Here is a 12501-nt window from a genome sequence, read left to right as displayed (position 1 = left end):
TATTATTTTACCAAAAAAGCCTCGGTGAAGTGTTGAGTTTTTAAGGTAAAAAGGATAGTCTGAATTTGGATTTTTAGGATTAGTGTATTTTAGGATTAATTTAAACTTCAGGAAATCTAATAATCCATTTAGCTGCATAATTTTTTCCAATCTTATGCGGTTTGTCGGAGGAAGAAAAAATTATATGCACATCCATTTCAACCAGATAAAATCCAATAATCTTTCAATCCTAGAAATCCAAGTTTAGGCAACAATTATTTAAAAACACTATCCGCTACCCCTTCATTGATGGTGTATTTGGTATAATTAATCTGTACCCTGCCTTTGCGGCGTTTTATTTTTTCTGCCTCGGTTTGTTTTTCCTCATCGTCAAATTCTAGAGCTATGCCCTTGGGCATTTTATAGTCTTTGGTATTGAAGCTAAAATTAAGCTTATCGGGTAACGCATAAGCCATGTATTTGCCATAGGTCATTTCTATTTCGAAAGAGCCATTTTCCTTGGTTGTGGTGGCCGCTTTTAGTATCAGCAAGTTTGCTTCGTCTATATACAAAGTAGAAAGAACTACATCGCTGTTATCGCTGGTAGGTACTAATTTCACTACTTTTACCTTAGTGCCATTCACTACATTATCGCCCACGGCTAGGGCAACAAATTCATTGCCAGCTATCAGCGTACTCATGTTTACCGTTACCCCACCTTTTGGCAGGATAGATATGCCCCCGTCTCGCTTTAGCTTAAAACGGTTTGGCTTTTTAAAATACACTTTCACTTTGCCAACAGGTGCTTTTATAAACGCCACGTCGGTTTTCATGTTGCCCTCGGCTACATAGTCATTCACTTTATCCAGCTTGGCTTTTACTTTGTTTACCAATGGCATCATGTCCTGGCTGAAAACTGAAGAATGAACACCTAGAAAAGCTATTAAAATTGCAAGAACCTTCATTATAACTATTGATTAAGAATTATGAATTTTCAATGATGGGTTATGAATTAAAAAATTATTGCAAAACACGCATAATTTATAATTCATAACTCATAATTAAGTAAGAATATCTTTCTTTTTAAATATCACTATTGTTGCCACCACAAACCCCACAATATGCCCTGCAAGCATCAGTGTAGATGTAATGATACGCCCCGGCCGCTGCACAGTGCCAACAAGCACAGTGTTCTCCGAATTTACCTGCGGGTCAAAAAACTCCTTCCAGTTTACCATATGGGTGGTAAAAAGGAATGGCTGTATTTTTTGGAACAATGGGATGCTCATGGTGCTCAATATGGTAAAAAAGATAATCACGCTCATGGTAGCTACAATAGGTCCAATGGAGTTTTCAGCAAATAGCGATAGAAAAAAGCCCAACGCAGTTACCGTAAGCATAGATAGTAATGCAAACCCAAACGCACCTACATAGCGCCAGAAAACATCACCCACGGGCAACTGCACTAAATAATTGGTTTTTTGTATCACCATATCGTCAGTTCCAAACAAAAACATACTGAAAAACAAAGCCAGCAAAGCTATCCAAACCAACAGCATGAACGTATAAATAGCCGATGCCGTGAACTTGGCCAGCAAAAACTGCGTGCGACTAATGGGTTTGGTAAGCATCAATCGAAGTGTACCCATATTGGCCTCGCCGCTAATCATGTCGGCGGCTACTAGGGCTATCAGCAACGGCACATGCACCAATAGCAGTTGCAGCAGAATATAGCACACCAAATACCCATTCAGCAGTTTGCCGTCAAAAGTAAAACTCTGGCCTACATTGGCCATCATAAAACCTATGTATTCTTCGCCATTCATCTTTAGCCCCAGTTGGATAATGCCAATCAATGCCGAGATGGCGGCAAAGGCAATATATGTCCTTGGCCGGCGGAATATTTTATATAACTCAATTTGTAAAAGCTGGTACATGCTGGTTGTTGCTAGTGATTTGTAAAAAATAATCTTCTAAACTATGCCTCGGCTGGAACGAAATTACCCCCACCCCCATTTCTACAAGGCTTTTGTGGAATGCTGGCAGGTCTTCTTTATGCAATTTCAATAGCAGATTACTGCCTCTTTGTGGTTGCAGGCAGCTTTGCCAACTGCTTTGCTGCAATTGTGCCAGGGCAAAGGCATTGTTTACCGTTTCTATTTCCACGATGGTCTGTGCTGGGTCAAATAGTTCATGAGCATTGCCTTCCACCAGTTTTTTGCCTTTGTCAATGATGAGCAAGCGGCTAGCCACTTGTTCAATTTCACTCAATAAGTGCGAAGACACTACAATTGTCTTGCCCATTTCTTTGCTTAAATGCAAAATCAGGTTGCGTATATCAGCAATGCCTTGTGGGTCAAGGCCATTGGTGGGTTCGTCTAGCACTATTAACTGGGGGTTATGTACCAAAGCTATGGCAATGCCTAGCCGTTGCTTCATGCCTTGGGAGAATGTTTTTACTGTGTCCTTAGCCCTGCTTGCAAGCCCCACCATTTCTAACTGATCCATGACTAGTTTCTCGGTTGCTTTTATGCCGCTTAGCTTGGCAAATAGCGATACATTCTCATAGGCTGACAGGTATTTGTAAACATCGGGCTTTTCTACCACTGCCCCTACCTGCCTTAGTATCTCGGAGCGGTGGGTTTTAATGTTCATGCCAAATAGCTCTATCTCGCCGCTGGTGGGTGCTATCAGCGTGAGCAGCATACGGATGGTGGTGCTTTTGCCCGCTCCGTTCTGCCCAAGGAAGCCATATACATCGCCTTGGTTTACCGAAAAAGACAAATCGCTAACGGCAGTGAGGTTTTTGAATTGCTTGGTAAGCTGTGAGACCTTTATTACAGACTGCATATAGATATTACAATTGGCGGCGAAGTTAGTTGTTAGATGTGTTGAAATAGTTTGGGGAGGGCAGGAAGGGGAGCATAAAACTTTTTCGCCTTGTCCTGATACCCCTCAATCTATAAAAACCTTATCTTTGTTTTGAAATACACTTGATACAAACTACTCACAAAACTAGTGTCTTGGCATCCTAAATATAGTTCTTTTTTTACTAATATTAAGATAGTTGTAGTCATAAAATTTGGTCTCGTATTTATGGCTGTGAATTACGCATAAATCACGCACAAAATAAGCATAAATCACTCAAAAAATACGCAGAAAATAAGCACAAAATAAGCATTAAAAATTTGCCGTTATTGTTCATAATCAATGATTTAGAGGCGAGGGGACGATTTTTCAAAAAATCGCAAATAGGAAAAAAACCGAAAATTGGCAAAACTGAAACTATTTTAACCCGGATTTTGCAGTTGACTTCGTTATGAAAGGTTCAAATGCAATAAAGACAAGTATTTGAGCTGAATTTTTGGTCGAAAACATAGTGTTCTATGGCAAGGCCAAAAAATCAAGCAAATGCTTGTGTTTGAAGTATTTGGGGCTTGCAATAGATTTCAACTGCAAAATCCGGGTTGAAATAATAATTGGAGAAATACTTGATAGTTGTCATTTGGTAAATACAAGCCGAGTTACCTTACAAAAAGGCATTTAGTTTAATTAAAAAGTATAATCTGCAAATTTTTGATACCATCATAGTATCGGCAGCATTAGATGCTGGTTGCAGCCTACTATATACTGAATACATGCAACACGTATTGCTAGTAGAGAAGAAGTTGAAAATTCAAAACCCGTTTTTAAATCTCTATGGTATCACGCCGCTCCACGCTAACGCACACAAAAAATAATAGTGGAGTAAGCAACCAAAAACCTTAACAAAGACTGTTTTTAGAAAATTGGAGCGGCCTTTTTAAATATTTAAACAAATACTTATTGTATAGTTGCCAACCTTTTATAGATTAGCAACCATCAGCCTAGCAAAAGAACCTTTATGCACCCATTGTGCTACTGATAGTCATCAACTACACAGACAATAAACCAAAGTGCAGCTCGCCAAAGTTTTGAAGGGACGATAATTTTAAATCAGCCGCCCCCCACCTTTCTTCTTTTAGCTGAGCATGGTGAGGCACCACTACGCATTTCATGCGGGCGGCTTTTGCCGAAATCATGCCGTTAAAAGAGTCCTCAAAGCATAAGCAGGAAGTAGGGGCTGTGCCTAATTTTTCGGCACAATCCAAATATACCTGAGGGTGCGGTTTGCCATAAGGTAGGAATCGGGCAGAAGCAGTTGCCGATATGTAGGGTGCAATACCCGTTTTTGCCAGTACTAAGTCAATTAGTTCTTGGGGCGATGAAGTCGCCAAGCCTATTTTCAACCCTTTGTCATGGAAAAGATTTAAAATATAATGCACGCCAGGCAGGGTATTGCCACTTTGTTCTATTTTTCTTAAAACAGTATTGATTATTTTTTGCTCGGCAATTGGGGCTTCCTGTGCGTCAATGTTGAAATAGCTAAACCACCAATCTACAAACTCTTTTGTGCGCAGCCCGGTGCTAGTAAGGTATTGCTTCTCCGTAATGCTAAAGTTATACTCTTTAAAAACCTCTGCAGCTGCCTCTGTCCACAAAGGCTCGCTGTCTATCAACAACCCGTCTATATCAAAAATCACGCTTTCTATTGCCATGGGGCGCAAGGTAATTTATCTATCATTTATTACAGGAAGAAACTTTGTTATTAATCGCCACACATTGGCTTTGTGTTTTTGCCACAAAGGCACAAAAACACGAAGATGCACGAAGAAAAAGAAGGTTAAAAGGTATTGATGATATAATTTTTCTTCTTTTTTCCTATTTTTTCTTTTCTTCTTCATCTTCCTTTAAAACTTTGTTGCTCTTTGTGTCTTCGTGCCTTCGTGGCAAATTAACCAAACTTGCACCTGAGTAGCAACAATAAAACTTTGCTATTACTCCTAAATCTATTTTTTTAGCTTATAAACACTGCAACGTTACATTTGCAGCTCATAAAACAAATAGTAATGAGTTTGCAAGCAGGGATAGTAGGGTTGCCAAATGTAGGAAAATCAACATTGTTTAATGCGGTGAGCAATAGTGCCAAGGCACAGGCTAGCAACTACCGCTTTTGTACCATAGAGCCAAACGTTGGGTTAGTAGATGTGCCAGACGAACGCTTGGCCAAATTAGCTGAACTGGTAAAGCCCAACCGCATTGTCCCTACACAGTTAGAAATTGTGGATATTGCCGGCCTTGTAAAAGGTGCCAGCAAGGGTGAAGGTTTGGGCAATAAATTCCTTGGAAATATCCGTGAGGTGGATGCTATTATACACGTTATTCGTTGTTTTGAAGATGAAAATGTATTGAGGGAAGAAGGTGCTATCAACCCTATCAGCGACAAGGAAATCATTGATACAGAGCTTCAATTGAAAGACTTGGACAGTGTAGAAAAAAAATGGCAGAAATCAGAAAAAATGGCCCGTGTAGGCAATGATGCCAAGGCAAAAGCCGAATTTGATATATTAACCCGCTGCAAAGAATGCTTGTTTCAAGGCAAAAGCATCCGCACACTGGGCTTGAGCAAAGACGAAAAATTAGCCGTGGCCGATTTGTTTTTACTGACCGATAAGCCTGTTTTATATGTTGCCAATGTCGATGAAGCAAGTATGCATACGGGCAACAAATATTCCGAAGCCCTAAAAGCAGCCGTGAAAGAAGAAGACGCAGAAGTGATAGTGATGAACAATAGCATTGAAGCCCAAATTGCCGAACTGGAAAACGAGGACGATAAGCAAATGTTCATGGAGGAATACAAAATGACACAGCCTGCCTTGAACCGATTAATCCGTTTTGCCTACAACCTACTTGGATTGGATACCTATTTTACAGCTGGCGTGCAGGAAGTAAGGGCATGGACTATTCACCATGGCTGGAAAGCCCCACAGGCTGCCAGCGTGATACATACCGATTTTGAAAAAGGGTTTATCAAGGCAGAAGTGATTGCCTATGATGACTTTGTAAAATATGAAAGCGAAGCCGCTTGCCGCGACAATGGCAAGCTACGCATAGAAGGCAAGGAATACATTGTGAAGGATGGGGATGTGATGCACTTTAGGTTTAATGTGTAGAACGCTTATTTTTAATAAAAATCGAAATGAGGTATAAAGTGAAAATTTTATGCCTCATTTCGATTTTGGCACTTTTCAAGTTTTTGCTTCCTATTACTCCCTTACATCTAAAAAAGAGTAATTATAAATTTCACTAATCAAAATCCTATATGGGGGAAATATGCCCCCATGAGTATCCCAAAATGCCCCCATATAGGATTTCTCTTTGGCATTTTCCTTTCATAAAAACCAACTTTACACCAAAATGATAACAATTAAAAAAGAAAAGAATACAAGCCACATTATGGCAACCATTGTGTTTACGCTAATGTACCCAAAGAGGTGCAATTTTCCCTATTTCCGCTCTTGGGCTCACGCCTATACCCCTTTAGCGGATGATGGGTAAACAATCAACATTCATCCACAATAAATCAACATTGGTACACAATAAATCACCATTGATCCACAATAAATAGTTATTACATCCACAATAAATCACCATAAAACTTCATGAAAATCCCATCTGTAAAGACAAAATAACGCTCTATTTCAATGAGTTACAATAAAGTATAAGACTTAAAATTTTCAAACAAAAAAATAAACATGAAAAAAGCACTCGAACGAGGCCGCGCAGCAACACTTTTTATCAATTCCTCCCTCACCCAAGAACAGGTAGCTGATGTATTTAAAATTTCACCAAACACTATCTCCCGTTGGTCAAAACAAGACAACTGGCCATTGCTCCGATCAGCAAAGCAAACTTCAGTAAACCAAATCGTTGGCAATTTCTACAATATGATTACCGAGATACAAAACCTTGCACTAGCCGAAAATAGGCAGCTTACAACTGCCGAGATGGGCAACATCCACAAAATGGCCAGCAGCATCGAAAAAATGAACAAGAAAATACATATTGGTTACTACTACATGGTGGTTGAAGAACTTACAAACTACATCATGGAAGTCGATATGCCTTTAGCAAAACCTGTCAGTAACCGCATCATGGAATTCCTTACCAAAAAAGCCAAAGAAGTCCAATCATCGTAGGAGCAACCCTTGCGGTTGCCCTACCCTCGCAAGTGTGCTCTTTCTTTTTTACCCGCCCAGCAACCCCACCAACAACTGCACTTCCTCTTTGCTATTAAAGCTATGCAGCACTATGCGTAGCCTTTCTTTCCCTTTTGGCACGGTAGGGTACAGGATAGGGCGTACATCCAGGTTGTTTTGTTGCAATAGTTGCGCTACTTGTTTTACTTCTTTGTTGCCAGCTACTATAACTACTTGTATAGGTGTTGTTGAAACCAACTTTGGGTAATGGATAGTAGCAGATTGGAACAGGTTGATTAATTTACTCAAATGCTCTCTTTCGGCCTCCATAAAAGGGAATGTTTCATAGCTTTTCTTTATCACAGCCACCGCATGGGGCGGTAAAGCTGTGGAATAAATAAAACTACGGGCAAAATTAATCAGGTAATTCCTTAAATCTATAGAACCCAGCACCACAGCCCCATGGCAGCCACAGGCTTTGCCAAAAGTATGTACACGGGCAAAAACTTGGTTTTCTAATTGTAGGCTTTGCACCAGCCCCTCGCCTTTGATGCCAACCACCCCGGTTGCATGTGCTTCGTCAATAATCAGGTGGGCTTGGTAGCGTTGGCACAAAGCCACTATTTCCTGTAAAGGGCAGTAGTCGCCATCCATGCTAAAAACAGATTCTGTTACCACGAAAATAGTACCAGTTGCTTGTTTCAGCCTACGTTCTAAGTCGTTCATATCATTGTGGAGGAAAGCGAAAGACTGTGCCTGCGAAAGGCGTATGCCGTCCCTTATAGAAGCATGGCTGAGGAAATCGTAGATGATGGTATCGCCCTTTTGCGGCACGCAACTTAGCAAGCCAAGGTTGGCATCGTAGCCGGAATTAAATATAAGTGCCGAATCTGCATTGTGAAAATCGGCTATCAAGGTTTCTGTTTCTTCCACTAGTTGGTAATTGCCAGCTAAAAGGCGGGAACCTGCACTACCAGTTGACCGTTGACCGTTGACAGTTAACGGTGAACGATCAACCGTCGCCAACCCTAAATAATCGTTGCTGCAAAAATCAACCTCGCCAGTGGGCAATTGCAACACCCGGAATGCATCCTGTTGTTTGCGTTCCAATAGGCGGTTTTGCAAGAAATCATCGTTATACATTACCCAAAGCTAAAGGAATTGATGATTAGGCATTAGCTTTGGCCACCAATTTTTACTTGTTACCATGAATGAAATGTTATCAAATGCTACTAAAAATATTTTAGGCCTGCAACTGCCTACCGACCCACGCTGGGTCGATTTGGCAGCCATGGACCTAGGTGCTATACTTACCGACCATGCTTATTGCGAGCAAAAAGCTGCATTGACCTGTATTTCATTAATTCAGCGGTATTCCGATTTTGAAAAGCTAGTATTTGAACTTGCGCCTATCGTAACTGAGGAATGGGGGCATTTCAGGCTGGTATTGAATGAACTGAAAAAGCGCAACCTTGCCCTTGGCAAGCAACGCAAGGACGAATATGTAAACCAGCTAATTGCTTTTCAAAAGAAGGGTGGCAGGGAGGAAGAACGTATGCTGGATCAGTTGCTAACCATGGCTTTGGTAGAAGCCCGTAGTTGCGAGCGGTTTAAGCGGCTAAGCGAGGGCTTGGAAGATGAATATATGCGTAATTTCTATCGTCGTTTCATGGAAAGCGAGGCAGGGCATTACACCTTGTTCATAGACTTGGCAGAAACCTATTTCGACAAGGAAAAAGTACGCATCCGCTGGAAAGAATGGCTGGCTTACGAGGCGGAAATAGTTCCTAACTTGGTAGTAAGGGGCGATAGGATACATTGATGAGCTGGGTTGTGTATGTTTTAAAAAAGGATACCGAGAAGAAATAGGATAATTTTGGCAGGCAAGAAAGTTTTTTTTATACAATGTGGGGAATCATTTTAATCAAAAAAATCCCACAAATCAAAGGTTCAGACAAAATACAAAATATGGAATATAATTTCAGGGCAATAGAAGAAAAATGGCAGCGGCAGTGGAACGATTCCAAGGCTTATAAAGTGAGTAATACCAGCGATAAACCCAAATATTATGTATTGGATATGTTCCCTTACCCAAGCGGTGCGGGGCTACATGTGGGCCACCCATTAGGCTATATTGCCAGCGACATCTATAGCCGCTACAAACGCCTGAAAGGCTTTAATGTGCTGCACCCTATGGGCTACGATGCCTTCGGACTACCCGCAGAACAATACGCCATAGAACATGGTGTGCACCCTGCTATTTCTACTGAACAAAACATTGCCAACTTCCGCAAGCAGTTGGACAAAATAGGCTTCTGCTACGACTGGGACAGAGAGGTAATGACCAGCGACCCTAAATATTACAAGTGGACACAATGGATTTTCCTGCAACTGTTTAATAGCTATTACGACCATAGCCTGCAAAAAGCAGTGCCTATCACGGAATTAATTAAAGCCTTTGAAGCCGAAGGCTCCAAGTCAATAGACGGTCAAAAAGCACACATTGCCCCCTTCACCGCCGAAACATGGAAAGCCTTTAGCGAAAAGGAGCAGCAAGATATACTGATGGATTGCCGCCTTGCCTATTGTGGCATTGGCGAAGTAAACTGGTGCGAAGCCCTCGGCACTGTGCTTGCCAATGACGAAGTTGTAAACGGCGTTAGCGAGCGCGGCGGCCACCCCGTGGTAAAAAAGAAACTCCGCCAATGGTACCTCCGCATCACAGAATATGCAGACAGGCTGCTAAAAGACCTCGAAAAACTAGAATGGAGCGATGCCATGAAAGAAATGCAAACCAACTGGATTGGCAAAAGCACAGGGGCGGAGATAGATTTTGTTGTAAAGACCTCACCCCAACCCCTCTCCAAAGGAGAGGGGCAAGAACCTGCATTATCTACCCTTGGTTATTTTACCAACACAGTAGAGCAATGGAAATTCCTCTCTTCTTTTTCTAAGGAAAATAGAAAAAATGCAACAGAAGCAGAAGCTATATTGTGGAACGAGGTAAGGAACAGGAAAATAAATGGCTTTAAGTTCAGGAGGCAACACCCCATTGCTGGTTATATCCCTGATTTTGTTTGCCTTGAGCAGAAAATGATTGTAGAAATTGATGGCGGTTATCATGACGAAATAGAACAACAAAAATTTGATGAAGCAAGGGCTGGATGGTTAGCAGAACATGGCTATACTATGCTTCGCTTTACCAACGAAGAAATACTAAATCAATTACCATCAGTTATTGAAAAATTAGGCGAAGCCCTACCTGAAAATAAAAACGAAGTTCCAAACGTCGCTACGGATGCTTGCCCCTCTCCTTTGGAGAGGGGTTGGGGTGAGGTCTCTCCAGCAGAGGTCTCTCTAAAAGTCTACACCACCCGCCCAGACACCATCTTTGGGGTTGATTTTATGGTAATTGCCCCCGAGCATGAACTGGTAGCACAAATCACTTCCCCTGCACAGCAGGAAGCAGTAGATACCTACATCACTTACGTTAAAAGCCGCAGCGAGCGGGAACGTCAGGCAGAGAAAAAGATTACAGGCTGCTTCACAGGTGCGTATGCCATCAATTCATTCGACGGCAGAGAGATACCTATCTGGATCAGTGAATACGTACTAGCTGGCTACGGCACAGGAGCCATCATGGCTGTGCCTTGCGGCGATGAGCGTGACTTTAAGTTTGCCAACCATTTCAACATCCCCATTACCAATATCATTGGCAATGCTTTCAACGGCACAGAACCCAATGCCACCAAAGATGCCGTCCTAAGTAATAGCGGCTTCCTGAATGGCATCGTACTTCGGGATGCCATAGACATTGTCGTAACCAAGCTGGAAGAAATGGGTATTGGCAAACGCAAAATCAACTACCGTATGCGGGATGCTGCCTTTAGCCGCCAACGCTACTGGGGCGAACCATTCCCCATTGTATGGAAAAATGGGATTGCTTACCCACTACCCGAAAGTGAACTACCTTTAGAACTGCCAAAAGTAGATAGCTATTCCCCTGGCCCAGAAGGCGAGGGGCCGCTTGCCAATATAAAAGACTGGGTTACCCAATACTCCGCTACGGATGCTTGCCCCTCTCCTTCGGAGAGGGGTTGGGGTGAGGTCTCTGCTGGTGAGGTCTCCCTCGAAACCAACACCATGCCCGGCTATGCCGGCAGTAGCTGGTACTTCCTCCGCTACATGGACAATGAGAACACCACCGAATTTGCCAGTCGAAAAGCCACTGACTACTGGAACCAGGTAGACCTATACATCGGCGGCACAGAACACGCAGTTGGCCACCTCCTCTACAGCCGCATGTGGACAAAAGCCCTGCACGACCTAGGCCATCTTAGTTTTGATGAACCTTTTAGAAGGTTATTGAATCAGGGGATGATTACGGGAAGTAGTAGGTTCTTTTATTGGATATCTTTTGAAAATATAGTATGGCCTGCCGATACCTTAATACCCAGTATTAATTTATCATTAGGATGGAATACATTAACCCCTCAATTAAAAGAAAAAGTATCCGAACTTCTAATTAAGCATAACTTAGATAGTAATCAATCATTTACTATAAATCGTTCTCGCGTTGATGTAAATATTGTAGATGGTGTAGAATTAAATATCAACGTATTTATTAACGGGATTAATAAAAATAGACCTGCAAAAGACTATTTTATTATGGAAGATGGGTGCATTGTTTCTGCCGAAGAAAAATATACAGGTAAATCTGTATTTATTTGTGACATTGAGGTGGAGAAAATGTCTAAGTCTAAATACAACACCGTCAACCCAGACGACTTAGTTGTAAAATTTGGTGCAGACACTTTCCGCATGTACGAAATGTTCCTCGGCCCCATAGAACAAAGCAAACCTTGGGATACCAAAGGCATAGAAGGCGTACACCGCTTCCTGAAAAAGCTATGGCGTTTGTTTTATGATGAACTGAAAGGGCAGGTTTGGAACGAAAATGCCCCTACCCCCGAGGAACTGAAAATACTCCACCGCACCATCAAAAAGATAGAAGACGATACCGAAAGGTTCAGCTTCAACACGGCCGTGAGTGCCTTTATGGTCTGCGTAAATGATTTGGCCGATACCAAATGCCACAAAAAAGCCATACTGGAGCAAGTACTCATCCTGCTTACCCCTTATGCCCCGCATATAGCAGAAGAATTGTGGCATTCATTGGGTAATGAAACATTGGTGATAGATGCCCCATTCCCCAAATTCGAAGCGAAATATGTAACCGAAAGCACCAAGGACTACCCGGTAAGCATCAACGGTAAGGTACGTGCCAATATCAACATAGGCTTAGACGTAGAAGAAGAAGGCGTAAAAGCCATCGTTCTGGAAAATGAAGTGGTGCAAAAATGGCTAGAAGGCAAAGACCCAAAAAAAATAGTGTTTGTAAAGAATAGGATGATTAATGTGGTGATATAAATACTTTCCAGTTGAGCAGATAAAGTTTATTTTT

At 41.9% G+C, this 12501-nt stretch carries 9 protein-coding genes; 4 read left to right on the top strand and 5 right to left on the bottom strand.

The features are described 5' to 3' along the window. Positions 1–254 precede the first annotated feature (254 nt). From ACHFIY_RS12725 to hxpB, 4 genes are all read right to left on the bottom strand, one after another. The gene (locus ACHFIY_RS12725) at positions 255–944 is read right to left on the bottom strand and encodes a LolA family protein (protein ID WP_410846481.1); all 690 of its coding nucleotides are present in this window, start codon (positions 942–944) and stop codon (positions 255–257) included. A 96-nt stretch (positions 945–1040) separates the two neighbouring features. Next, complete coding sequence (locus tag ACHFIY_RS12720) at positions 1041–1916, bottom strand: ABC transporter permease (protein ID WP_410846480.1); 876 nt, start codon at positions 1914–1916, stop codon at positions 1041–1043. After that, a complete protein-coding gene (locus tag ACHFIY_RS12715; protein ID WP_410846479.1) occupies positions 1894–2829 on the bottom strand; it encodes an ABC transporter ATP-binding protein in 936 nt (311 codons plus the stop codon). The genes ACHFIY_RS12720 and ACHFIY_RS12715 overlap by 23 nt, the downstream gene beginning before the upstream one ends. Before the next feature lie 1064 nt (positions 2830–3893). After that, the gene (hxpB, locus tag ACHFIY_RS12710; RefSeq protein WP_410846478.1) at positions 3894–4556 is read right to left on the bottom strand and encodes a hexitol phosphatase HxpB; all 663 of its coding nucleotides are present in this window, start codon (positions 4554–4556) and stop codon (positions 3894–3896) included. 351 nt (positions 4557–4907) lie between these two features. Here hxpB and ychF point away from each other — a divergent pair, with 351 nt between their 5' ends. Next, complete coding sequence (gene ychF, locus ACHFIY_RS12705; protein ID WP_410846477.1) at positions 4908–6011, top strand: redox-regulated ATPase YchF; 1104 nt, start codon at positions 4908–4910, stop codon at positions 6009–6011. Positions 6012–6593: 582 nt separating this feature from the next. Then, entirely contained in the window at positions 6594–7037 is a 444-nt protein-coding gene (locus ACHFIY_RS12700; RefSeq protein WP_410846476.1) for a hypothetical protein, read from the top strand. Positions 7038–7085: 48 nt separating this feature from the next. Here ACHFIY_RS12700 and ACHFIY_RS12695 read toward each other — a convergent pair whose 3' ends face one another. After that, complete coding sequence (locus tag ACHFIY_RS12695; RefSeq protein ID WP_410846475.1) at positions 7086–8180, bottom strand: aminotransferase class I/II-fold pyridoxal phosphate-dependent enzyme; 1095 nt, start codon at positions 8178–8180, stop codon at positions 7086–7088. A gap of 64 nt (positions 8181–8244) precedes the next feature. Here ACHFIY_RS12695 and ACHFIY_RS12690 point away from each other — a divergent pair, with 64 nt between their 5' ends. Together ACHFIY_RS12690 and ACHFIY_RS12685 are read left to right on the top strand one after the other, a co-directional pair. Beyond that, entirely contained in the window at positions 8245–8859 is a 615-nt protein-coding gene (locus ACHFIY_RS12690; RefSeq protein ID WP_410846474.1) for a MiaE family protein, read from the top strand. 146 nt (positions 8860–9005) lie between these two features. Continuing rightward, entirely contained in the window at positions 9006–12467 is a 3462-nt protein-coding gene (locus tag ACHFIY_RS12685; RefSeq protein ID WP_410846473.1) for a leucine--tRNA ligase, read from the top strand. Positions 12468–12501: the final 34 nt, after the last annotated feature.

It is taken from the genome of Parasediminibacterium schistidii (assembly GCF_046546515.1).
Lineage (GTDB): Bacteria > Bacteroidota > Bacteroidia > Chitinophagales > Chitinophagaceae > Parasediminibacterium.
Note: the sequence above shows the minus strand (reverse complement) of the source record. Positions and strands in the feature narration are given on the sequence as shown.

What these genes read in the sequence shown, in the direction of transcription:
- ACHFIY_RS12725 (WP_410846481.1), bottom strand. Translation starts at nt 944, where the DNA reads ATGAAGGTTCTTGCAATTTTAATAGCTTTTCTAGGTGTTCATTCTTCA.
- ACHFIY_RS12720 (WP_410846480.1), bottom strand. Translation starts at nt 1,916, where the DNA reads ATGTACCAGCTTTTACAAATTGAGTTATATAAAATATTCCGCCGGCCA.
- ACHFIY_RS12715 (WP_410846479.1), bottom strand. Translation starts at nt 2,829, where the DNA reads ATGCAGTCTGTAATAAAGGTCTCACAGCTTACCAAGCAATTCAAAAAC.
- hxpB (WP_410846478.1), bottom strand. Translation starts at nt 4,556, where the DNA reads ATGGCAATAGAAAGCGTGATTTTTGATATAGACGGGTTGTTGATAGAC.
- ychF (WP_410846477.1), top strand. Translation starts at nt 4,908, where the DNA reads ATGAGTTTGCAAGCAGGGATAGTAGGGTTGCCAAATGTAGGAAAATCA.
- ACHFIY_RS12700 (WP_410846476.1), top strand. Translation starts at nt 6,594, where the DNA reads ATGAAAAAAGCACTCGAACGAGGCCGCGCAGCAACACTTTTTATCAAT.
- ACHFIY_RS12695 (WP_410846475.1), bottom strand. Translation starts at nt 8,180, where the DNA reads ATGTATAACGATGATTTCTTGCAAAACCGCCTATTGGAACGCAAACAA.
- ACHFIY_RS12690 (WP_410846474.1), top strand. Translation starts at nt 8,245, where the DNA reads ATGAATGAAATGTTATCAAATGCTACTAAAAATATTTTAGGCCTGCAA.
- ACHFIY_RS12685 (WP_410846473.1), top strand. Translation starts at nt 9,006, where the DNA reads ATGGAATATAATTTCAGGGCAATAGAAGAAAAATGGCAGCGGCAGTGG.